Raw genomic sequence first — 23062 nt, 5'->3', positions numbered from 1 at the left:
TTAGCAAATTAAAGAGGAGGGCAAAGCGCCCTCCTCTTTAATTTGCCTTTTCAGCATTAGTCTTCATCTTCCCGATACTTACCAAGTTCCAGCTCCACCTTGCGCAGGTGTTCATAAGTCAACTTACGGGCCATGTCTGCATTTTGGTCCCGTATCATTTCATAGATACTTCGGTGATCTTCAAAAAGCCGGGACGACGTCCCTTCGGTAGTTGCCGACATCCAGAGGGCCCGGGTTACTTGCAAAGTCTGTCCCATAATTTCCTGGACGGTATTCATCATACGGTCAAGGAGCGGATTCTCACTGGCCTTGGCCAAAGTCAGATGGAATTTTAGATCCAGGGTCTCACTGTTTTTAGCACCCGGCAAATCTTCTTCCATCTGCTCGATGAGCTCTTTAAGAGTTGCCAGTTCTTCCTCATTGCGGCGAAGTGCGGCTAAGCCCGCAGCCTCTACCTCCAAAGCCTTGCGGACCTCAAGAATATTTTGAAGTTTATCCTTTTCCAACAGGAGGATAAAAGTTAATGGTTCTATAATAGCGTTGGAGGGATTAGCCTTGACATAGATACCTCCCCCTTGGCGAATCTCCAAAATCCCTGTCAAGCTTAAAGCGGCTAAGGCCTCCCGGACCGAAGTTCTTGAGACCTGGAAACGTTCCGCTAATTCATTTTCTGTAAGGAGCTTATCTCCTTGAGAAAGTTCACCTTTCACAATAAGCCCCTTAATTTGATCTAAGATAATTTCGGTGGTTCGCTTGCTTTTAATTGGTCGAATATCCATATTTTCTACCTCACAAATTCAGATCGTTTGTTCGATATCATTGCTCGATTTTGTTTAATAATTCTTACTTGTGTAAAAATTATATCATATTGCATGGGGAAGAGGGTAGTTAATTAATCTTTATAATTCCGGAGGACCACGTTTCATCCTCTGCCGATGCCGCTTGCGGCATGGGGGGGCTACCCTGAAAAAGACCTGAAAGCTGATTCTCCAGGATTTTGCTTTCGGCGCTCACTCCATAAGCTGCGCGGAGCAATCTAACCGCTCAAGACTTCCACTGCGTCGGGTGCACCTGCGCCGTTAAGTAGTCTCTGTGGTGTGGTGGCTTGGGCGAAACCCTCGTCCGGCTTTCGTGGCTAAATCGGCTCCTCGAAAGCACTGCTTTCGCACTTGTTCTCATAGCCGGTTGGAAACGTCCTGTTTCCAACCCGACTCCGCTGCAGTCTTTTAGCGAAGATTGCTTACCTGCTCGCTTAAATTCGTTCCCTACCTTAAAGCAAAATCCTTGGGCTGTCTTTCGGGTCTGAGCGGTGCTGCTACCCGATCCAAACAAGCTTTTTCATCCTCTGCTGGTGCTAAAGCCCGAAAACAGAGCTGAAAAAGACCCGCAAGCGTAGCTTTACGCACAAAAGTGAACGGATTTCACTGTGTATAAGGCAGCTAAGTCTTCTGCTTCGCTTCACTCACCATAAGCCAAGCTTTCTTTAAGCGGAGGGGCGGTCGGGTTAACGAAAGCTTTCTTAACGTAGCGCAGCCACCGGTTCACATACAGAAAGCAGCGGGGTTTGGCGTAGCTGTTAAGAAAGCGAGTTGACCAGCCCCGGAGCTATAGAGTAAACGTTGTGCGTAAAGCTACGTGACCCGAGCCGTTTTTTATTCCTCTGCCGGTGCCGCCAGCGGCATGAATAGCTATTCTAAAACTTATAAGAAACTTAAAACCCTAAATGCTAATCTGAAAATGCTAATAAATGGGGTAAAATCAGAAAGTTTTTTTTAGTCACAAAGTTCTTTTTTTCCCAATGTAGGAATTTATCGAAGGATACCGAATAATATATAAAATAATACAACGTATCATAGGATGGTCAGACCAATGAATTTGTACAATCTCATTAGTTTAATTCCACATAAGGAGGATTTATTGTTATGTTAAAAGCGGAAGCTTTGAATGAACTCATCCAAGTCCTGGGCAAGGAGAATGTGGTCACGGAGCATGAAGAACTCCTGTCTTACTCTTATGACGCCACCGCAGCGATGCCTCGCCAAACCCCGGATGTCTTTATTACTCCAAAGACCACAGAACAAGTCTCTGAAGTCATGAAGATTGCAACTAAGTATGATCTTCCCGTTTATCCACGGGGATCAGCCACTAACCTCAGCGGCGGGACTATTCCCATCGAAAAAGGAATTGTCATGTCCATGCTTCACATGAACCAAATCATCGAGGTGGACGCTGAGAACCTGACGGCTACCGTCCAACCCGGTGTCATCATTCAAGACTTAAACGATGCTGCATTAGAGCATGGTCTTTTCTATCCTCCCGATCCCGGTACAGTAAAAACCGCGACCATGGGCGGTTCTGTTTCAGAATCCTCCGGTGGTCTTCGTGGACTGAAATACGGTGTGACCAAGCACTATGTTATGGGCATGAAGTTGGTTCGCGCTAATGGGGATATCATCAAATGGGGCGGCAAAACCGTGAAGAATGTTACCGGTTATGATCTGACCGCTTTATTCACAGGTTCTGAAGGTACCCTGGGTATCATCACTGAAATTCTTGTCAAACTTAACCCCGTACCCGAATCCAGAAAAGCCCTCCTCGGAGTATTTGATGATATTGATAAAGCGGGAAGTGCCATCGCAGCCATTATCCGCAACAAGGTCATTCCTGCTACCTTGGAGATTATGGACAATATCACCATTCGCACGGTAGAAAACTTTACCCATGCCGGACTTCCTGTAGATGCTGAAGCAATTTTGCTCTGTGAAGTGGATGGCTATAAGGAAGCTGTCGAACGTGAAGCCGACCTGGTGGAGAAGATTCTCAAAGAACAAGGCGCTGTGGAAGTCAATGTAGCGAAAACCGATGAAGAACGGGACAAGATCTGGCTAGCTCGTCGGAATGCTCTGCCTGCCTTGGCTCAACGCAGACCCACCACTGTATTGGAGGACGCTACCGTACCTCGCAGCAATATCCCTCACATGATTAAAGCCATCCGTCAAATCGCGGATAAATACGATCTCCTCATTGGCACCTTTGGTCATGCCGGCGATGGCAATCTCCATCCCACAATTCTGACCGATGAAAACAATAAGGAAGAAATGGAGCGTGTCGATAAGGCTGTCGAGGAAATCTTCCAAGTAGCCGTATCCTTGGGCGGAACTCTTTCCGGTGAGCATGGTATCGGCATGGCTAAAGCCAAGTTCTTACCCTTGGAATTCGGCGAAGCCGGTGTAAAGCTTCTGAAAGATATCAAAGAAGCGTGTGACCCTGATTATCGTATTAACCCTGGTAAAATGGTGAGGAGGGACTAAGGTGAGTATTTTCAGTTCACTTGACTCCATCCAAGACGAATTAAATAAATGTATGAAATGCGGAAACTGCCAAGAAGTTTGCCCCATCTACAAAGAAAACCGCCGGGAAGTCTCGGTGGCCCGGGGGAAAATCAGCTTGGTTCAGATGGTCATGAATGGTGAGGCAGAGATGACAGAAGGCATTGCCGACCGTCTATCCCTCTGCACCACCTGTATGGCCTGCAATAAGATTTGTCCTTGTGGAGTTCGCTTTGATAAAATTATTCTGGCTGCCCGGGCCGAAGCCGTTCGTAAAAAAGGTCTTCATCCAGTCAAAAAGATCGCCTTTACTGCCCTTAAAGCCAACCGTCTCTTTGACTTTGGCATGAAGATGGGAAGTACTTTCCAAGGGTTGGCCATGAAACGTGTTCACGGCAGTGATAAAGGTGCCCGCCTCCGTATTGATATCGGGATTGGCAAGGAAAAGATCCTCCCCAATCTTGCTCCCCGCCCCTTAAAGGATGAGCTTCCTGAAGTCACTAATGTAAAAGCGCCCAAAATGCGGGTGGGCTACTATATCGGTTGTATGACCAACTATTTCTATACCGACATGGGTAAAGCTGTCGTCGATGTCTTAAAAGAAAACGACTGTGAAATTGTCGTTCCTAAAGACCAAGGCTGTTGCGGTACTCCCGCAGCCGTCAATGGGGATGTGGAATCTGCCAAAGCTTGCGCTCGCCGCAATCTGATGGCTTTTGAAAAGCTGAACCCTGATGTGATCATTTCCAATTGTTCCTCCTGTGGAGAAGCGTGGAAGCACACCTTCCCCCAGATTTACGAAGAGGATCCGGAAATGAAAGCTTTAGCAGACAAATGGGCAGCTCGAACCTATGATATAGCAGAATTCCTTATTCATAAGGTTCCCTATAAAAAAGAGGGCCTGGGACCTGTTAAACGCAAAGTAACCTATCACGATCCCTGCCACTTAAACCGTGGTCAAGGGGTCAACAAAGAACCGCGTGAGATCCTTAACTCCATTCCCGGTCTTGAATTTATCGAAATGAAAAAACCGGATCGTTGCTGCGGAATGGCAGGATCCTTCTACTTGGTTCATCCTGATCTGTCCAGTCAGATCGGCGAAAAGAAAATTGCGGACATTGCTCAAACCGGCACCGATACAGTGGTCACCGGCTGCCCGGCCTGCCGTTTACAACTGACCAGTGGAGTTATGAATGCCGGCTTGCATGAAAATGTTATGCACACTGTTCAAATTCTCGCTGAATCCTACAAAGCAGGTCAAAAAGGAGCAAAGCAAGCAGCCCGTTAAGGGATCCCGGCCTTTGCCCTCCATAAAATATTCAATGAGCTGAAGACGATTCAGAGGAAAGAGTCGGAATTTAAGCAGTGCAAACTTCGGTTTGCACTGCTCTTTCGCTTGGCTGAAAGTTACCAAACGAACTGGACACGACCCAAAAATATATTTAATTCTATAACAAAAAAGGAATATATAGAGTGTATCAAGAACTCTTTGACAAGAACTCTTTGAATAGAGTTCTCCATATGCTGGTATATACTTTAGAATATTTTTTATAACATGCATCAAGATCAGATGAAGGGGTGCAACGATGGAATTAACCTCGGCTATAGCCAATAAAATTGTAGATTTTATTTATGAACAAAGTGGATACCATAGTATAGTGTGCGATCCCTCCGCCCGCATTATTGCAGACTCAGCCAAAACCCGGCTGGGTGTGGTGCACGGAGGAAGCCAAAAGATTTTAACCGGTAATCAGGATACTGCAGTCGTTACTGCAGTAGATGCTGAACAGTCGGGAGGAAGCCTGAAGGAAGGATTCAGCCTGGCCATAAAGCTCAATGGAGCCAAGATTGGGAGCTTTGGCATTGCCGGACCTTTAGCTATTGTTACACCCATTGCCAAAGTGGCCACCGGTATGGTCATTACCACTATTCGTGATGAAGAAATAAAGGACACCATTCGGGATCAGGTCCAGAATCTTACGGCCTCAATTGATCAAGCAGCTGCAGCTATAGAAGAAATGGTCGCTTCCTCCCAGGAGGTAGCCTCGATTGGGATGTCGGTGGCAGAGGAAGCCCAGAGGGGCCATGAACAGGTTAAAGCGACGGAAGAAATTCTTGATTTTATTCGACGGGTCGCCAACCAAACCAATTTACTGGGGCTCAATGCCGCCATCGAAGCCGCGCGGGCGGGGGAGCAGGGACGGGGTTTCCAAGTGGTGGCAGGAGAGGTGCGAAAGCTTGCTGAGGACAGCAGCCGCTCAGCTAATGACATCCAGGTCATTCTGAAGAATTTTCGTGATACCATCGAAGCCGTCGCCGCAGGCGTGAGCCAAAGCGGCAAAATCAATCTGGAACAAGCCAGCAATACTCAGGATATTGCCGAAATGGTAGAAGGAGTAAAAAAAGTCGGGCATTATCTAAGTAAGCTTGCCGATGAGCTATAATTTTGTCGCTAATTTATATTTGACCTTTATTGACCTTTGTACTAAAATAAGAGTATCGGGAAAGGATATAGTGAGAACAACTAACGAATACTGGTTAAAGAATTAGACAAGGGGGATTCTTAATGGGCTATTTAGTACCAATGGTCATTGAACAAACCAATCGTGGAGAACGTTCCTATGATATTTATTCAAGACTTCTTAAAGACCGAATCATTTTCTTAGGGGGACCGGTTACCGATGACGTAGCCAACCTAATCGTCGCCCAGATGCTCTTCCTGGAAGCTGAAGATCCTGAGAAGGATATTTTCTTATACATCAATAGTCCAGGAGGATCCATTTCTGCCGGTATGGCTATTTATGATACCATGCAATACATTCGTTCAGATGTCCACACCATCTGTGTCGGTTTGGCAGCAAGCATGGGGGCCTTCCTCTTGACTGCTGGGGCTAAAGGAAAGCGTTCCGCTCTCCCCAATGCCGAGATCCTCATTCATCAGCCCTTAATTGGCGGGGGAGGGATTTCCGGTCAAGCCACAGAGATCGAAATCCATGCCAAGCATTTACTCCGGGTCAAAGAACGTATGAACCGCATTCTCGCTGAACGTACAGGCCAAACCATCGAACGCATCGAAGCAGATACAGATCGGGATCGCTATATGACAGCAGAGGAAGCTAAGGAATACGGTCTTATTGATGAAGTCTTTGAAAAAGCCAACAAACCCGAAAAATAAAGACCACAGTAAAGCAAGGGAATAGTTCCCTTGCTTTACTTTTTTCGATCTTCTTGATGTTATTGGGTAAGATATTGGATAATATATACAAGATATCTAAACCTAGCTATAATTTACATAGACATAGCTGTTTATAATCATAGACAACTAAATCTGAAAAGGAGTAGAGGAATTGAGCAGACGACAGATCAGAAAAGCCATTATCCCGGCAGCAGGCTTGGGAACACGGTTTTTGCCCGCCACCAAAGCCCAACCCAAAGAGATGCTCCCCATTGTGGATAAACCCACCATTCAATACATCGTCGAAGAAGCCGTTAACTCTGGAATCGAAGATATCATCATCGTTACCGGACGCAATAAACGGGCTATTGAAGACCACTTTGACCGCTCCATAGAATTAGAGACCTTTCTTCAGAAGAATGAAAAGGAAGAACTTCTCGACATGGTTCAAGACATAGCGCGAATGGTGGATATTTATTATGTGCGGCAAAAAGAGGCTTTAGGCCTGGGCCATGCTATCTATTGTGCCAGAAAATTCATAGGAAACGAACCCTTTGCAGTCCTCCTGGGAGATGATATCATTCATTCCGAAGTACCCTGTCTCGGTCAGATGATGCATATCTATGAACGGCATGGTGCCAGTATCGTCGGCGTTAAACAGGTGCCTCTGGAAGATACTTCGAAATATGGAATCGTGGATGCAGTCCCCCTCGATGATTCTTTATACAGGGCTCAGGACCTGGTAGAGAAACCACAGCCCGAGGATGCTCCCAGCACCCGATTAGCCATTATGGGCCGCTATATTCTTAATCCTGAAATCTTTGGCATCCTGGAAAATATCCCTCCCGGCAAAGGGGGAGAAATCCAACTTACAGATGGCTTAAAGGAATTGGCTAAGTTCCAGGAGATTCTCGCTTACGAATTCGATGGCCAGCGCTATGATGTAGGGGATAAGCTAGGCTTTGTACAAGCCACCATCGAATACGCCCTGCGTCGAGAGGACCTTTCTGAGCCCCTTATGCAATACCTTAAACAACTGGTCAAGTAATATAGAATTTGCTGTTCTTTTTTCGCGAAAGCTTGTACCCCTAGGTAAACTCATGACAAATCGGACAAGCTGAGGGCGGAAAAAAGGTCGGGACTTTCAGGAAAAGCGACAGGTTTTACTCCTAAAAATTGGTAATATGATTAAGAACTATATTCCATTTTAAAGGAGGGAGATTCATGGAGTTCGACAAAAAGAAGGTCCTTACTCTGGCGGGAACCCTCGTATTGGCCGGTGCGGTGGTTGTCGGCGGAATCTATGGACCGAGTGCCTGGAAGGTCTTTATGAATAAGGCAGCGCCCGAAAAAGATTCTGTCGTTATTCAGACTCCTCCTGTTGAAGGCGCGAACCCTCAGGATCCTAATGTCACCGAAAGTCCGCCTGGACAATCCTCTGGGGTTAGCCCTGCTGTGACAGTGACTGAACCGCCAGGGATTAATGCCACTCCACAGGGAGATGTCTCAGGGCCAAAGAAATATAAAGAGCCCGATACAAAAGACATCAGCTTAGCCCCATCTGTCGCCGGCTTTTTTGGCGAGAATGGCTTGAGCCAAGATGCCCAGAACCTGGTTTTTGGTGCGGCTTGGAATGTCCATCAGTATGTAGATGGATATTTATTTGGACCTAATGCAGGTCCTCAGATGAATGAAGAAGATATCAAGCGCTACATCGTATTCCACAAATCCCTGTGGGATCAACGCTTAAAGAGTGAGACCAATCCAATGGCACAATTTAGTGAATACTTTAGTGCCTTGCTGAATCGTGGAGCCGATGCTTTTAATGCGAAGGACAAAGTTCGCATCGAGCAGTTCCATCAGGAGCTTCATGATTTGGACACCCATCTCATGCGTGATGATCAGAGTTCGAAGATTTACGGGGCCACTCCATTTGCCACGAAACGGTAAAGGATTCGACTTTTTACATGGACTATAGGAAGGAAATACACTATGGAAAAAGTAAAGAGTATGTCAAACACTGCGGCTGATTCTTCACGAAAGATCGAATGCAATACCGTGACGGGCAGAGGACCGTTCGACGTAACGATGAGCAAAAGCATTGAGATAGAGTTCAAATCAAGGGGACAACTGAATATGGCATGGGAAGAACGCTTTGTCGCGTGAAGAAAAGCCCTAAGGGGTTTTGGTCTGCAGCAGGATTCTGATTAAATCGATGCTGCAGGTATCTGGAAAAGGAACGAAAGTGCGCACCAGCCGGCGTAACAATAGGCTGCATCACTTAAGAAAGGATCTATGCTAAGTGAGAAGATCTTCTCCATGGGGCAAGACGGCTTTAAGCGCTTAAGACCGGAATGCTCACAATGGTTAGAGAGGTTGAAGCGGTGAAGTAGATTCGCTTCAGGGTGAATAAAATGGAAATAATGCGCGCTTTAAAAAAAGAAGATCTGACCGACGGGTCAGGTCTTTTTTCTATTGAGAAGAATAGTGCTATAGTGGACCTTGTATTGACTTATACACGGTAATACTATATATTTAGATTTAGATATTTAGATAATTATCTAAATGTCTAAATCTAAATATCTGAGGCAAGGGGGGATAATATGTCTCCACTCAACGAAACCTTCAAAGCTCTCTCAGACAAAACACGCCGTCAGATTCTTAAACTCTTGCGAGCAGAGGATTTAACAGCCGGAGAAATTGCCGATCACTTTGATATGACCAAGCCGAGCATTTCTCATCATTTAAATATACTGAAGCAGTCTGATTTGATCAGCGATCGCAGGCAAGGGCAGAATATCTATTACTCTCTTAATACTTCAGTTTTTGAAGGCATTATGAGTTGGATTCTGGAATTTACGGTCAAACAACCTGAGGAACCGGGGTTTCAGCATGATGAACATGACTTTGCAGAAACACCCAAAACATCCGAGACCAAGAAGTAGAGCATTCAAATCAAAGCCATAGGGGGAAAATGTATGGAAAATACAAACACCAATCACCAAGGAAGCCTTTCCAAAATCATTTCCGGCATACTTGTTATCATCAATATCATTGTTGGCATATGGGCCTATCCCCAACTCCCTGAGCAAGTTCCGTCCCATTGGAACTTTGCAGGACAAGTGGATGGTTATTCCGGTCCTTTTGCAGGGGCATTTCTTTTACCGCTGATCATATTAGGAGTCTACATTATATTTTGGATCATTCCCCGGATCGATCCCAAAAGGGCGAATTATCTTAAGATGGGAAGAGTTTTCTGGATTGTCAGCACCACCTTGGTCGTGTTCTTGTCCCTCATGTATTGGGGAACCATAGCCGTAGCAATAGGCTATTTTGAGACCTTGCCTCGCTGGTATTTCTCAGGAATAGGCATCATCTTTATTCTACTGGGCAACTATTTTGGAAAAATCAAATTCAATTATACTTTTGGTATCCGGACTCCCTGGACCTTGGCCAATGAAGAGGTCTGGGCAAAGACCCATCGTTTTGCCGGACCTATCTGGATAGTCGGAGGAATACTCATGGCTTTGACCGGACTTCTCCCCGCGGCGTGGACGGTCCCCCTTTTTGTCATCGTAATGTGTCTCATCGCTGTGGTTCCTATGGCCTATTCCTATCTCGTCTATCGCAAGCTTAACTTCTAAAATATTTTAGTGCTTGTGTCTAAAATCTCTTTTCCCTGGTCAAGCTATGAATAGAATCCAGGAAAAGGAGATTTTTGTTATGCGTAAGATGTATTTACTCATTGGATCTGTAGCCCTTGGAGTAGGCTTAGTCATCGGAATCGTAGGCTATGCCCTGGCAACAACACCGACGGATGGAAATTCACGACTGACTTTTTGGAATAAGGAGAACGGTTTGTATACTTCTGAATTGGGGGAGGGGGCTCCTCAGACTGGAATGGATGTACTATATCCCCATAGTCCGGAAGAAGAAGCCTTAGATCCCACAGAAGCAGGGTCAGAAGAGGTGACCATTCCCAGCACTGCCTCAAACAATGTCTCAGAAGACTTAGCACAAGAAATCCTGGCCGACTACAAACTCAATGTAGCCGCATTGTTTGAAGCATGGAAATCCCCGGATATGGTCGCTTTCCGTAAACAACTGGAAGAGGCTTATACAGGAGAACTTTTTGAAAAGCATGCTCGCCAGGCAGAGTCATTCATTGTCCAAGGAGTGGGGATGGAAGTCAGCTCTATCCTCTTTGAGGAGGTAAAAGTGGATACCGCTACGATGACCTCCGCCACACTAACAGCCACTTACAATTATGTCGCCCATGACTATGATATCGGCAATCAAATGGCCATAGGTGAAAGCACCAAACATCAGGTCAAGGTACGAGTTAATATGGTAAAGAAAGATACCCGTTGGCTCATTACAGGGGAGACTGTTTTAGAGTCATAAACCTCTCTTACCTATAGAGAATAAGAGTTTAGCCCAGGCATCGATTTCTAAATTTAGGAATCGATGTCTGGGTCTGTTTCATTCGTTACAGGAATTTGCTAAAATAGAACTGAAAGACCACGAAATGTTAGGATGATGGGGAGGGCTTAAGGTTGGAAGAGAAAATCTTAAGCATCTTAGGTGAACTGCTTAAAGGCCAAGAGGAATTAAGAAGCGATGTAACAGCCTTAAAAGACGGGCAAGAGGAATTAAGGAGCGATGTAGCGGCCTTAATAGTTGGACAAGCGACTTTGAGGTCGGAAGTGACTCAAATTAAACTAACGTTAGAACATAAGACTAATGTTAAGATCCAAGCCTTATTTGATGCGCGAGAAGTCCAGAAGGATGTCAATCAACAAATTTTTGCCGAATTGGATGAGATTAAAGGAAAGATTGACCGTTTGCAGATAGAAACAGCACATGTAAGAGTTGCTAAATAATAAGTATGAAGGCTTAAATAATAAAGCATGCCATTTAATCGCATGGTTTTGTTCCCCGATTGAACAGAACCATGCGTTATTATTTTCCGCGAATCTCCGGCCCCGAGGAAGGAAACAAGGGGAAAATGTTGAAATAAGTACAAATCGACACGAATTAGGAGGAGTCGCTGTGATCCGACGCTATGCCATAACCGGTGTTATGATGTGTGCTTTATTAACTACTCAAACATTTGGTCAGCCTGTTGTTCTTTATGCTGCTACGGAAAGCACGGGGAGCTTATCCCAAGCAACGAGCACTACCTATGTCAATCCATCCTATGAGGACATCAATCAAATCATCGAAAACATTGCCAAGGAAAAAGAAATTCCCAGCATTATACTCAAAGCGATCGCCTTTAAAGAAAGCTCCTGGCGCCAATTTGATAAAGAAGGTAACCCCATACTTTCCAGGCTGGAGCATCCCGCCATTGGGATAATGCAGGTGGCAACCTATAATGATAATGACCAAGAAACCATCGATAAGCTTAAAACAGACCTTGAGTTCAATATCCGCATGGGTGCCGACCTTCTCAATGAAAAATGGCGCTTTACTCCAACCATCGGGGATGGGGATCGCAATAAACTGGAGAATTGGTATTTCGCCCTTTGGGCCTATAATATCTGGACGGACAAAAACAACCCCAATACTCTCGCAGCAACAAGTCCCGGCACCTTGACTTATCAAGAGAAGGTCTTTAGCATTCTGGCTCAGCCGGAAGGTTTCTTTGCTCAATACATCGAGCCTGTGGTAGTTACCCCCATTCCCACAGAGCTGCTTCCCGTTGCGGGAGTTCCGGCTAAGGATAGTGTTTGGGCCACCCCAGAACCTATCCATTACGGAGATCTCAATACTTCAGGAAACCCCGGCGATGAATCCACCGACCCTAATAATTCCGACAATACGGAAGAACCCCCCGGCGAAGAAGAAGTACCCGACCCACCTCAAACACCTGAATCTCTGGAGTTTATCCGTTTAGCTGGTGAAAACCGGATTGATACAGCTATTGAACAAGCGTTAAGCGGGTGGCCGGCCGGAGCGGCAACTGTCGTCCTGGCTCGGGCCGACCATTTTCCCGACGCCTTAGCCGGTGTTCCTTTGGCAGCTCACTATGATGCGCCTATTCTCCTGACTTCAAGTCAAACCCTTGAAACCCGGGTGGAAGAAACCATCATGGCCTTAGACCCGGAAAAAGTGATCCTGCTTGGCGGAGAAGGAGCCTTGAGCCAGGGGATATCAGACAAACTGAAAGACTTAGGCTGGGGCAGTGACCGACAAATACGGGTCAGCGGACTCAACCGCTATGGGACTGCGGCCGACATTGCCCTGGCTACAGTGGAAGTATCCCAGGACCGGTCGGCAGGTTCAATAGAAGCGGTGGCTATTGCCACCGGAGAAAACTTTCCCGATGCGCTCAGTATTGCTTCCATCGCCGGCATCAAACAAATGCCCATCCTCCTTACAGAAGCCAAGACCCTGCCCAAGGAAACCCTGGAAGCCCTAAGGACCTTAAACCCTCAAAAGGTGTACTTGATTGGGGGCGAAGGGGCTATTAACTCATCGATTCAAGATAAAATCCAGGAGCAGCTCAGTCTTTCCTCCTCACAGCTGGTTCGTTTATACGGAAATTCCCGGTATGATACGATGGCAGCAGTAACGGAGGCTTTTGCGGCCGAAAGTCAGGGCTTATGCTTTGCCACAGGGCAGGAATTCCCGGATGCTTTAGCCGGTGCTGCTTTAGCTGCCCGCCTGAAAGCCACGGTCATTCTTCTGCCCAAAAGCTCCATCGAGGATTATCCCCGACTCAAAAATGCTATCGCCCGGCACCCCCGTAACATAGAAGCCCAACCGTATATCTTTGGGGGAGATGGCGCAGTATCCCCTGAGCGGATTGAAGAGCTTAAAGAGCTATTAGGGAATACTTATTTAGCCGGTAATCTACTCGAAAAACCATAAAAATCGCCATGTGGAAGCCTTACGGAAGCTTGTACTCACCCCTTGATATCAGGGGTAATCTCTCGCCCGCATAGACAGGGGTATGTCATGTTGTAAAATGGCAGAAACTATAGTAAACTGAAGAACGGTGCAAATAGTTTGCAGGGAAGGGATTATTTTTACCATGAGATTGCGCAAAAGGACTCTACTACTAATGGCTATAGACGCTGTGTTAGTTAACCTCGCAGCGTTTTTAAGCTTTTATATTCGTTTTGCTGTTGATGGGGATGGAACTATACCTGAGGAGTATCTGCTCACACTGACTCACTCTGCGTGGACAGCCACCCTGATTTATTTAGCCGTGTTTTATGTCTTTGGCTTATATAACAAGCTCTGGCAGTATGCCAGCATCGGGGAGCTACTATCCATTATCTTTGCGGTCACTGTCGCTACAGCAGGGACGGTCACCATGGTGTATTTTATTGCTCCCATGCGTTTTCCCCATACGGTATCCGCCCTTATGTGGTTCAGCACCCTCTTCTTAATCGGCGGCTCCCGCTTCATCTGGAGAATTCTTCAGGATAATATTTTTACTCCCCATGTACCCGGTTCTCAGAATCAAGTCTTGATCATCGGAGCAGGGGATGCGGGAGTGATGGCAGCCCGGGAGCTAAAAAACAAAAACTACCGCGAAGGCCGTCCTGTGGGCTATATAGACGATGCAGCCACAAAGCAAAGACTCCAGCTCATGGGGATTCCCGTCTTGGGTACCCGCAAGGATATTCCTCGAGTCGTTAAAAACCATAATATTGATAAAATCATTATCGCCATGCCTTCGGTCTCAGGGGAGATTATCCGGGAGATCGTAGGAATCTGCGAAAAAACCGGTGTGGATCTAAAGATCATGCCTGGAGTGTTCGACGTGGTCAGCGGTAAGGTGGATACCACCGAAATCCGCCAGGTTCAGGTGGAGGATTTACTGGGACGTGAACCCGTTACCGTAGACCTGGAGGATGTAGCAGGTTATCTCACCGGTGAAGTGGTCCTGATTACCGGTGGGGGCGGGTCCATCGGCTCCGAACTCTGCCGGCAGGTCACCCGCTTCAACCCAGCCAAACTGGTGATCGTAGGTCATGGAGAAAACAGCGTCTTTGACATAGAGCAGGAGCTGCGCTCGGAAAACCCAAGTCTGGATGTAGTCACGGAGATTTTGGATATCAAGGACCAGGAAAAGGTCCATATCGTCTTCCAACGCTATAAACCGGGTGTGGTGTTCCACGCCGCTGCCCATAAACATGTCCCTCTCATGGAAAAGAACCCGGAAGAGGCTCTGAAGAATAATGTGATGGGTACCAGCAATCTGGCCGAGGCGGCTGACGCCGTCAAGGTCAAGACCTTCGTCCTGATCTCCACCGATAAAGCGGTCAATCCCACCAGCATTATGGGGGCTACCAAGCGGGTGGCAGAGATGGTGATACAGAGCATGGACAGGCGTTCCGACACGAAGTACGTTGCGGTACGCTTTGGTAATGTGCTGGGCAGCCGGGGAAGCGTTATTCCCACCTTTAAGCGTCAGATTGCCAAAGGGGGGCCGGTCACAGTAACCCATCCCGATATGGTTCGCTATTTTATGACCATCCCTGAAGCTTCCCAGCTGGTGATTCAAGCCGGTTCCATGGCTCAAGGGGGAGAGATCTTTATTCTTGATATGGGTCAACCGGTTAAAATTCTGGATCTTGCCCGAGATCTCATCCGTCTCTCGGGGTTTGAGCCGGAAGTTGATATCAAAATTAAATTCACAGGGATGCGCCCTGGTGAGAAACTCTTTGAAGAACTCCTTACCGCAGAAGAAGGGACTTCAGCGACGAAACATAAACGGATTTTTGTGGCTAAACCCAATAACATTAATGTTTCGCAGCTTGAGGAACTCATTCACCTCATCCGTGAGCGGGGCTCCTATCTCACCCGGGAAGAAGTTATCGGACAGTTACAAGCCATCGTGCCTACATTCAAAAAACAAGCTTCCAAGGCAGTTGCCAATCAATAAGGGGGAAAAATTTCATGTTGCGTATGAAAGAAGTTATTACCAGTGAAGATGTTTTAGCAAAAAACCTGAAAGAAAAAATCCAGGATCATTCCGCAACGGTGGGTGTCATCGGTCTTGGTTACGTAGGACTCCCCTTAGCCGTAGAAAAGGGAAAAGTAGGCTTTTCAGTCATCGGGTTTGATATTAATCCTGCTCGCGTAGCCAAAGTCAACGCTGGAGATAATTATATCGGCGATGTCAAGGACGAAGAACTCCGGGAACTGACCCAGAAGGGAGCCATTACTGCTACCACAGATTACGCAAGACTGTCCGAGTGCGATGTTGTCGTCATCTGCGTTCCTACCCCTCTAACCGTTACCCGGGATCCGGACATCTCCTATATTCAGGCCTCTTCCGAACAGATTGCTAAATACCTCAAGCCCGGACAACTGGTGACCTTAGAAAGCACCACCTATCCCGGCACCACTGAGGAAATCATTCTACCCATGCTCGAAAAAAGCGGTCTTAAGGTCGGTAAGGATTTCTTCCTGGCCTTTTCCCCGGAGCGGGTTGACCCGGGGAACAAACGCTTTACCACCAACAATACCTCCAAAGTTGTAGGAGGGATGACCCCAGTCTGCCTGGAAGTCGCTTATACCTTCTATGCTCAGACCATTGTCAACGTGGTTCCCGTATCCTCACCCGCCGCAGCGGAACTCACCAAAGTCTTTGAAAATACTTACCGTGCCGTTAACATCGCTTTAGTCAATGAGCTCATGCTCCTTTGCGATCGTATGGGGATCGACATCTGGGAAGTGGTGGAAGCCGCAGGAACCAAACCTTTTGGGATTCAAACCTTCTGGCCCGGCCCAGGGGTGGGCGGACACTGCATCCCCATTGACCCCTTCTACCTTACCTGGAAAGCCCGTGAGTACGACTTCCACACCCGCTTTATTGAGCTGGCCGGAGAGATTAATGTCGAAGTCTCCTACCATGTCATTAATAAAGTCATTCGTGCCCTCAACCAGGAAAACAAAAGTCTCAAAGATGCCAAAGTCCTCATCCTCGGGGTAGCCTACAAAAAAGACATTGATGATGTCCGTGAGTCCCCAGCCCTTAAGATCATGGAACTGCTTCGGAAAAATGGAGCCAATATTTCCTACCATGACCCCTATATCCCCGTCATCGAGCCCCACGGCGGCTCCACAGTTCATCTCGAAAACACTGACCTAACCGACGAAGCCTTGGCTTCCGCAGACTGCGTTCTCATCCTTACCGACCATAGCGCTATAGACTATGAGCGAGTCGCTGAAAAAACTGCCCTCATCGTCGACACCCGCAACGCCACCAGAGACGTAGAGAACAACAGAGAAAAGATCGTTAAAATATAAGCAGGTGCAGGGGAATCGTAAGATTCCCCTTTTAATACAAGCAGACTGCACTCTGGGAGTGCTATAATAGATAGAGTCAAACAGTAAGGAGTGAGATTATGGATAAGAAAATGCGTTTTGCCATTATCGGTTGTGGAAGAATCGCCCCCAAGCATGCTGAGTCCATCGTGGCCCTGGAAGAGGCTGAGTTAGTGGCAGTCTGTGATAGTGTCCCGGAAAAAGCTCAAGCTTTTGCCGATAAATATGGAGCCAAGCCCTATACCTCTTACCAGGAAATGCTGGAGAAAGAAGAACTTCATGTGGTGACTATTGCTACAGAGTCGGATCTTCACGCCCCCATCGGCATCACTTGTGCCAAAGCAGGTAAGCATGTCATGGTAGAAAAGCCTATGGCCATGACCTTAGAAAGTGCCGATGAGCTGATACGCATCTGTCATGAAGAAGGGGTCAAACTGTCGGTTATCCATCAAAATCGTTATAACAAATCCATCAAGCTTATGCGCAAAGCGCTGGAAGAAGGTCGTTTCGGAAAACTGACCCACGGACAAGCTACGGTGCGCTGGAACCGTAACGATGAATACTATGCTCAAGCCCCTTGGCGTGGGACCAAGCTCCAGGATGGGGGCGTTCTCATGAATCAATCCATCCATAATATTGACCTTCTCCAATGGACCTTTGGCCCCGTAGAGTCCGTCTTTGGCTTTACCCGCACTGCTCTGCGCAAAATCGAGATGGAGGATGTAGGAGTCGCTGTCCTTAAGTTTAAAAACGGTGCTCTGGGTGTCATCGAAGCCGCATCTACTATCTATCCCAAAAATATCGAAGAGACTCTGAATATTTTCGGGGAAACCGGCTCCGTCATGGTGGGCGGAATCGCTGTCAACCGCATCGAGACTTGGGAGTTCCCTGACAGTGAAGAGGAGAAAAAGCAGATCTTTGCCGGCCAGGAAAATGATCCCCCCAATGTCTACGGGTTTGGCCATCGGGAAGTTATGAAGGATATGATTGCTGCCATCCGCGAGGACAGGGCACCGGCTATTCCCGGGGAAGAGGGACGGAAAGCCTTGGAGATTATCCTGGCTATCTATAAATGCCAGGAGACGAAGGAGCCTGTGGTATTCCCCTTGTGTGAGTAGGGTTTATATAGTCATGGTTGGGTCGTGTAGCTTCTCTCATAACGCTCTCTCAGTAGCTCCGGGGCTGGCGTACTCGCTTCAGAAGCAGGATGCGCCAAACCTCAGGGTAGTACCTGATGTGAACCAGTGGCGATCCTAAGCTACTGAAGCATTGTTTGCCAGACCGCCCCTCTGCGAAAATCGTTCGCTTTTATGTGAGAAGCTACGCTCACGGGCCCAGATGGGATTGCTTTTAAAGACTCTGGAAATGAGGTCGTTTACATATGTCGGATCAAGATATAAGAGATGATGATAACAGATTATGCCCCCAAAGCCCTTTTGCCTCCATCGATCCTACAGCTACTATTCCTTCCGGTGTAACGGTTTCTCCCTTTTGCGTGATTCAGGCTAATGTTACATTGGGAGACCATGTCACCTTGGGTGTGGGCTGTGTTATCGAAGAGGGGGCTGTCATCGGTGCAGGTACTTCTCTCGGCCATCATGTTACGGTTGCCGCCGGAGCGACCGTGGGAGAAGGATGCCAGATAGCCGCTCATGTGAGCATCGGCTCCGGGGCTTCCATCGGAGCACGGACTCGCATCGGGGAGCATACTGCAATCTATCCTCGAGCAGAGTTGGGCGAAGAGGGGTTTATTGGGAGCAGTGCTTCCATCGGTCGTTTTCCTAAAGCGGCAGCTACCAGTACAGTGAAGGCACAGGCGGATCTGCCTCCCCTAAAGATGGGGAACGGTTACACTATAGGATGCTCGGCAGTCCTCTATGCCGGAACGGCCTATGGGGATCAGGTCTTTTTGGGAGACGGGGCTTTGGTTCGGGAACGCTGCACCATCGGCAGGAACGTAGTTATCGGCAGCGGTGCGGCAGTAGAGAACGATACCCGCATCGGAGATTATACCAAGATTCAGACCGGTTCTTACATAACCGCCTATATGGAGCTGGAAGAGCGGGTCTTCATCGCCCCTATGGTGACCACCACCAATGACAATTATATGGGTAGGACGGAAAAGCGGTTTGAATCCATCAAAGGAGCAAGCATCGGCCGCGGTGCCCGGGTGGGTGGCGGATCTATCCTTTTACCGGGAATCAGGGTCGCCCCTGAGACCTTTGTGGCAGCAGGAGCATTGGTGACCAAGGATACCGAGGCCAAGCGCGTGGTCAAAGGATTCCCGGCCAAGGATTTGCGGGAAGTGTCCGAGGACGAGCTTCTTCCGGAAGACTAGTATATCAATAAATAAAAAGTCAAGGGTTCTCACTTGATGAGGTGACACCCTTGACTTTTTTTAGTAGGCATTCTTTCCTAAAAGCACCACAAAAATGGTCTTCCAGAGAATCTTGATATCTGACCATAGGGACCAGTTCTTCACATACTGGACATCATAGTTTAAGGTCTCAGAGAGGGTCAGGGCACTGCGGCCATTGATTTGGGCCAGGCCGGTGACTCCGGGAGGCATATTCAGCCTTTGGCGCTGTTCAGAAGTGTATTGCTCCACGATCTCCGGCACCTCAGGACGAGGGCCTACCAAACTCATGGTACCATTGACAATATTGAGCAGCTGGGGAAGTTCATCCAGACTGGTCATACGCAAAAAGCGGCCACTTCCCGTAATCCTGGGATCATCTTTTTCTTGGAAGACGAATTCATCCGCGTTGAATTTGCCTTCCTTTTTTAATTGCTCAATCTTAGCTTTCATCACCCGATCCGCATCCGGTACCATGGTACGGAATTTATAAATAGTAAAGTGCTCTCCCTTAAGGCCCACCCGCTGTTGGCGAAAGATCGCCGGGCCCGGCGAATCAACCTTAATCCAAATCACAATGAAAAGCCAAAGTGGGGAGATGAGAATGAGCAACGGTATGGCTATGATGAGGTCTAAAAGGCGTTTAAAGCCCATCAATATGCCTCCTAACATCTATGATAATTCAGTTCTTTCCAGCTGCTTAAGCCAATTGCGAATGAGGCTGTCCCAGGAATAATGCTCTACCACATAGGCTCTGCCTTTGAGGGCGAGTTCCTGGCATAGGGAAGGATTATTCTTCAGCTCGAGGATGGTGCGGGCCAGAAGCTCAGGATTCTCGGGCTCCAGAACCACTCCGCCCCCGCTTTCCTTTACGATCTCAGCACCTTCTCCTTCGCCCACATAGATGAGAGGCTGCCCACTGGCCAGAGCAGGGAAGACCTTCGAGGGGCGTACCCCCTCAGAGAGCTTGTACCGTCTTAAGGTGGAGAGATTAATGCTGCTTAAGGAATAATAGCGGGGTATGACCTCCAAGGGCTGAAAGTCGATAAAGCGTACATTAGGCAGCTTTTTCTCCTGGGCTATGGCTTCCAGCTTGGGACGTTCCGATCCATCCCCCACGAAAAGAAAGAAGACCTCCTCATCATTGCGTAAGATGTCTGCCGCTTCCAAAGCCGTCTCTATCCCGTGGGCGTAGCCCATGGTTCCGGCATAGAGTATTACGGTCTTGCCTTCAAGTCCCAGACTCTTCTCCAGCTCCCGATCCTTTTCACGTGATTGAAAAAGCTCCGTATCCACGCCATTGGGGAGAAAGAGGATATCCTCGGGGGGGACGTTTTTGCGCCTCAGCCCCTGCACAATCCCTTGGGTTTGTGCAGATAGCTTATACGCTTTTTTGTAGAAATATCCTTCCAGCCATTCGGTGGCCCGGATGATGGTTTTATTGGTGACCAGACCCAGCTGCACAGCGGATTCCGGCCAAAGATCAGAGACATTGAAGATATAGGGGGCCTTTTTCAGCCAGGAGGCAGTCATCGCTGAGAAGCCGATAAAAAGAGGGGGGGACTCCACAATAATTAAATCCTGTTTTCCTGAGCGGACAATGCCATAGAGAGAAGAAAAGACAAAGGAAAAATAGTTGAGGAGACGCAGCCAGAACCGGCCCCTCCGCACCGGATAGATCCAGGTCCGGAGCACCTTGACCCCTTCCATCTCCTCCCGCATGAACCTCTTCCCTTGGTATTCTTCAGGGATGATTCCGGTGGGATGATTAGGGAAGGCAGTGACGACGGTGACCTCATGGCCTTGATTATGCAAGCCTTTAGCCAGTTCCCAAAGGCGTACTTGAGCGGCTCCTTTTTCCGGGGGGAAGTATTGGGTTAGCAGTAGAATGCGCATGGTGGGTATCTCCTAGATTCTTAAATTCGGGGGATAAGTACTTCTCCAGGATTTTGCTTTCGGCGTTCACTCCATAAGCTGCGCGGAGCAATCTAATCGCTCAAGACCTTCGCTTCGTCGGGTTCCCGGCTAAATCGGCTCCTGCCTCATAGCCGGTTGGAAACGTCCTGTTTCCAACCCGACTCCGCTGCAGTCTTTTCGCGAAGATTGCTTACCTGCTCGCTTAAAATTCGTTCTCTGCCTTAAAGCAAAATCCTTGGTGGTTTTTCAAGTATCTGTTTAAGTATTCTTTTCAAGATGTTTAAGTTAAAGAGACCCTTAAGCGTAGCTTTACGCACAAAAACGAACGATTTTCACTGTGTATAAGGCAGCTAAGGCTTCTGATTAGCTTCACTCACCATAAGCCAAGCTTTCTTTAAGCGGAAGGGCGGTCGGGTCAACGAGGTTTTCTTAACATAGCGCAGCCACGGTTGACATGCAGAAAGCAGCGGGGTCTGGCGACGAAAGTGTCCGGTGGACAGTTTCGCTCAAGGCGGTATTCCCCAAAGCATACTCATCCGCCGCAGATGCAGTTAAGAAAGCGAGTTGACCAGCCCTGGAGCTGATGAGAGAGCGTTGTGCGTAAAGCTACACGGCCCAAACAACCCTTTTCATCCTGCCGCTGCTCTCTTACTCACCGATACCCATACCGATAACTTTCCTGCCGTAAGCGCAGGAAGACCAGTCCAGCACAGCTGAGCCAGAGGATGGGATCTTCGAAGAAGCGGCCTTCTCCTTGGGAGCTGATGAATACGGTCATGGCCCAAAGGAAGTAGCCGGCGGCCACAGAGTATTTTTCGTTGGTTTCACTGAATACGCTGAGGTGGGCCCGATTTTGATTATATAAGGTATAAAGGCGGCCTAAGATGGCTACCCATATGGCACTTAAGACAAGAAGCCCCAGAATTCCCAGCTCAGAGGCTATGGTCAAGATGGTGGTATGGGATAAGGTCGCTCCATCCGGGATATTCTTCAGATGGATGTAATCCTGGAGAAAGACCGTTTGGAAACTCCCTAAGCCTGTTCCGATCCACGGATGGTCTGTAAAGATGGCGATACCGGCTTGCCAAAGGTATAAACGCTGCGGACTGGACACCGTAAGATCCTGAGTAAGCAAAAGCATTCGTTCCCAGATCTCAGGGCGAATCAGGAGAAGAACCCCGGCACCTAAGGCACAGACACCCAGGAAGCCCAGAATGTTCTTTTTATTGGGCAAGAAGAAAAGGGCCAAGACCAACACCATTCCCAAGGTCAGGATACCTCCCCGGGAACCAGTCAAGAGAAGCTGGATCAGCAAAAGGGGTAAGCAAGCCCAATAAATAAGCTTAACCCGTCGGTTATGGGTAAAGATTTGAAGGACAAAATTAGCCACGATGCCTAAAACGAGAAAACGGGCATAAATATTGGGATCGATAAAGGTAGTGTTAACCCGTAAGGTATGTTCTTTTAATAGATTTTCCCCCTGCCAGATGAGATTTCCGGAGATTCCTTCATAAAGAGCCAGTGGCAGCAGGGCCAAGGCAGTGAGATGAATCCCGTGGAAAGCCAAAAGAATAGTATCTTGATCCAGAAGCAGGGCAATCGAGAGAAACACGGCGAAAAGTACCAGGAGACGCAGGGTCTCTTTTACAGTATTGCCCATATCTGCCGAATATACTAGGCTTAAGGCCCCGCAGGCTATATAGAGCAACAGAAGCAGGGTTACCGGGTCCTTGAAAATGGCAGCAAGCCTTGCCCGTATCTCCACTTCAAAAAACAAGCGTAAAACAGCCGCCAGAATGATGCTGATGCTGGTAAAGCGCGTCAGAGAGACTTCCCCCAATACCTTTTCCAGGATACCGAGATCCGGATACCAGGTGCTGGAGATCTCCAGAGCCACTGCCGCACCCAGTAAGGGAATCAGCCAAAGGGGCTTTTTCACAATGAGAATACCAAGAGAGAGGAGGGTTAACAGCAGCACTGCCCACTGAATCATTG

19 protein-coding genes are annotated in these 23062 nt (G+C 47.9%); 15 read left to right on the top strand and 4 right to left on the bottom strand.

The window, feature by feature from the left end:
- Positions 1-56 precede the first annotated feature (56 nt).
- Positions 57-779, bottom strand: coding sequence for a FadR/GntR family transcriptional regulator (locus DESPCE1_RS0119100; RefSeq protein ID WP_019851375.1), 723 nt, complete (start codon positions 777-779; stop codon positions 57-59).
- A 1143-nt stretch (positions 780-1922) separates the two neighbouring features.
- Between DESPCE1_RS0119100 and DESPCE1_RS0119090 the strand changes: the two genes are divergently transcribed.
- The 15 genes from DESPCE1_RS0119090 (at position 1923) to DESPCE1_RS0119015 (ending at position 19132) form a co-directional block, all read left to right on the top strand.
- Entirely contained in the window at positions 1923-3311 is a 1389-nt protein-coding gene (locus DESPCE1_RS0119090) for an FAD-binding oxidoreductase (RefSeq protein WP_019851373.1), read from the top strand.
- Between the two features lies 1 nt (position 3312).
- Positions 3313-4617, top strand: a complete 1305-nt coding sequence (locus tag DESPCE1_RS0119085) for a (Fe-S)-binding protein (RefSeq protein ID WP_019851372.1) — start codon at positions 3313-3315, stop codon at positions 4615-4617.
- A 298-nt stretch (positions 4618-4915) separates the two neighbouring features.
- Complete coding sequence (locus DESPCE1_RS24220) at positions 4916-5773, top strand: methyl-accepting chemotaxis protein (RefSeq protein WP_014795615.1); 858 nt, start codon at positions 4916-4918, stop codon at positions 5771-5773.
- Between the two features lie 122 nt (positions 5774-5895).
- Positions 5896-6504, top strand: a complete 609-nt coding sequence (gene clpP / locus DESPCE1_RS0119075; RefSeq protein ID WP_014795614.1) for an ATP-dependent Clp endopeptidase proteolytic subunit ClpP — start codon at positions 5896-5898, stop codon at positions 6502-6504.
- A 172-nt stretch (positions 6505-6676) separates the two neighbouring features.
- Positions 6677-7552, top strand: a complete 876-nt coding sequence (gene galU / locus DESPCE1_RS0119070; RefSeq protein WP_019851371.1) for a UTP--glucose-1-phosphate uridylyltransferase GalU — start codon at positions 6677-6679, stop codon at positions 7550-7552.
- 176 nt (positions 7553-7728) lie between these two features.
- Entirely contained in the window at positions 7729-8454 is a 726-nt protein-coding gene (locus DESPCE1_RS0119065) for a hypothetical protein (protein ID WP_014795612.1), read from the top strand.
- Between the two features lie 653 nt (positions 8455-9107).
- Positions 9108-9449 (top strand): autorepressor SdpR family transcription factor, encoded by a 342-nt coding sequence (locus DESPCE1_RS0119055; RefSeq protein ID WP_014795610.1) that lies wholly within the window; start codon positions 9108-9110, stop codon positions 9447-9449.
- 33 nt (positions 9450-9482) lie between these two features.
- Positions 9483-10148 (top strand): SdpI family protein, encoded by a 666-nt coding sequence (locus tag DESPCE1_RS0119050; protein WP_014795609.1) that lies wholly within the window; start codon positions 9483-9485, stop codon positions 10146-10148.
- A gap of 79 nt (positions 10149-10227) precedes the next feature.
- Entirely contained in the window at positions 10228-10908 is a 681-nt protein-coding gene (locus DESPCE1_RS0119045; RefSeq protein ID WP_019851370.1) for a hypothetical protein, read from the top strand.
- Positions 10909-11060: 152 nt separating this feature from the next.
- Entirely contained in the window at positions 11061-11387 is a 327-nt protein-coding gene (locus tag DESPCE1_RS0119040; protein ID WP_014795607.1) for a hypothetical protein, read from the top strand.
- A 169-nt stretch (positions 11388-11556) separates the two neighbouring features.
- Positions 11557-13380: a cell wall-binding repeat-containing protein gene (locus tag DESPCE1_RS0119035; RefSeq protein ID WP_019851369.1), complete on the top strand. Its 1824-nt coding sequence runs from the start codon at positions 11557-11559 to the stop codon at positions 13378-13380.
- Positions 13381-13543: 163 nt separating this feature from the next.
- The gene (locus DESPCE1_RS0119030; protein ID WP_028305636.1) at positions 13544-15406 is read left to right on the top strand and encodes a nucleoside-diphosphate sugar epimerase/dehydratase; all 1863 of its coding nucleotides are present in this window, start codon (positions 13544-13546) and stop codon (positions 15404-15406) included.
- Between the two features lie 14 nt (positions 15407-15420).
- The gene (locus tag DESPCE1_RS0119025; protein WP_014795604.1) at positions 15421-16776 is read left to right on the top strand and encodes a nucleotide sugar dehydrogenase; all 1356 of its coding nucleotides are present in this window, start codon (positions 15421-15423) and stop codon (positions 16774-16776) included.
- Positions 16777-16874: 98 nt separating this feature from the next.
- Positions 16875-17912 (top strand): Gfo/Idh/MocA family protein, encoded by a 1038-nt coding sequence (locus DESPCE1_RS0119020; protein WP_014795603.1) that lies wholly within the window; start codon positions 16875-16877, stop codon positions 17910-17912.
- 263 nt (positions 17913-18175) lie between these two features.
- The gene (locus tag DESPCE1_RS0119015) at positions 18176-19132 is read left to right on the top strand and encodes an N-acetyltransferase (RefSeq protein ID WP_014795602.1); all 957 of its coding nucleotides are present in this window, start codon (positions 18176-18178) and stop codon (positions 19130-19132) included.
- A gap of 60 nt (positions 19133-19192) precedes the next feature.
- On the opposite strand, the gene DESPCE1_RS0119010 is transcribed toward DESPCE1_RS0119015, so the two are convergent.
- The 3 genes from DESPCE1_RS0119010 to DESPCE1_RS0119000 form a co-directional block, all read right to left on the bottom strand.
- Entirely contained in the window at positions 19193-19804 is a 612-nt protein-coding gene (locus DESPCE1_RS0119010) for a sugar transferase (protein WP_014795601.1), read from the bottom strand.
- An 18-nt stretch (positions 19805-19822) separates the two neighbouring features.
- Positions 19823-21046 carry a glycosyltransferase family 4 protein gene (locus DESPCE1_RS0119005; RefSeq protein WP_014795600.1) on the bottom strand — a complete coding sequence of 408 codons (1224 nt, stop codon included), beginning with the start codon at positions 21044-21046 and terminating at the stop codon, positions 19823-19825.
- 673 nt (positions 21047-21719) lie between these two features.
- Positions 21720-23060 carry an O-antigen ligase gene (locus DESPCE1_RS0119000; protein WP_019851368.1) on the bottom strand — a complete coding sequence of 447 codons (1341 nt, stop codon included), beginning with the start codon at positions 23058-23060 and terminating at the stop codon, positions 21720-21722.
- Positions 23061-23062: the final 2 nt, after the last annotated feature.

The sequence above is a fragment of the Desulfitobacterium sp. PCE1 genome, from assembly GCF_000384015.1.
GTDB lineage: Bacteria > Bacillota > Desulfitobacteriia > Desulfitobacteriales > Desulfitobacteriaceae > Desulfitobacterium > Desulfitobacterium dehalogenans.
Note: the sequence above shows the minus strand (reverse complement) of the source record. Positions and strands in the feature narration are given on the sequence as shown.

What these genes read in the sequence shown, in the direction of transcription:
- DESPCE1_RS0119065 (WP_014795612.1), top strand. Translation starts at nt 7,729, where the DNA reads ATGGAGTTCGACAAAAAGAAGGTCCTTACTCTGGCGGGAACCCTCGTA.
- DESPCE1_RS0119000 (WP_019851368.1), bottom strand. Translation starts at nt 23,060, where the DNA reads ATGATTCAGTGGGCAGTGCTGCTGTTAACCCTCCTCTCTCTTGGTATT.
- clpP (WP_014795614.1), top strand. Translation starts at nt 5,896, where the DNA reads ATGGGCTATTTAGTACCAATGGTCATTGAACAAACCAATCGTGGAGAA.
- DESPCE1_RS0119020 (WP_014795603.1), top strand. Translation starts at nt 16,875, where the DNA reads ATGGATAAGAAAATGCGTTTTGCCATTATCGGTTGTGGAAGAATCGCC.
- DESPCE1_RS0119015 (WP_014795602.1), top strand. Translation starts at nt 18,176, where the DNA reads ATGTCGGATCAAGATATAAGAGATGATGATAACAGATTATGCCCCCAA.
- DESPCE1_RS0119050 (WP_014795609.1), top strand. Translation starts at nt 9,483, where the DNA reads ATGGAAAATACAAACACCAATCACCAAGGAAGCCTTTCCAAAATCATT.
- DESPCE1_RS0119030 (WP_028305636.1), top strand. Translation starts at nt 13,544, where the DNA reads ATGAGATTGCGCAAAAGGACTCTACTACTAATGGCTATAGACGCTGTG.
- DESPCE1_RS0119045 (WP_019851370.1), top strand. Translation starts at nt 10,228, where the DNA reads ATGCGTAAGATGTATTTACTCATTGGATCTGTAGCCCTTGGAGTAGGC.
- DESPCE1_RS24220 (WP_014795615.1), top strand. Translation starts at nt 4,916, where the DNA reads ATGGAATTAACCTCGGCTATAGCCAATAAAATTGTAGATTTTATTTAT.
- DESPCE1_RS0119005 (WP_014795600.1), bottom strand. Translation starts at nt 21,046, where the DNA reads ATGCGCATTCTACTGCTAACCCAATACTTCCCCCCGGAAAAAGGAGCC.
- DESPCE1_RS0119090 (WP_019851373.1), top strand. Translation starts at nt 1,923, where the DNA reads ATGTTAAAAGCGGAAGCTTTGAATGAACTCATCCAAGTCCTGGGCAAG.
- DESPCE1_RS0119055 (WP_014795610.1), top strand. Translation starts at nt 9,108, where the DNA reads ATGTCTCCACTCAACGAAACCTTCAAAGCTCTCTCAGACAAAACACGC.
- DESPCE1_RS0119025 (WP_014795604.1), top strand. Translation starts at nt 15,421, where the DNA reads ATGTTGCGTATGAAAGAAGTTATTACCAGTGAAGATGTTTTAGCAAAA.
- DESPCE1_RS0119010 (WP_014795601.1), bottom strand. Translation starts at nt 19,804, where the DNA reads ATGGGCTTTAAACGCCTTTTAGACCTCATCATAGCCATACCGTTGCTC.
- DESPCE1_RS0119100 (WP_019851375.1), bottom strand. Translation starts at nt 779, where the DNA reads ATGGATATTCGACCAATTAAAAGCAAGCGAACCACCGAAATTATCTTA.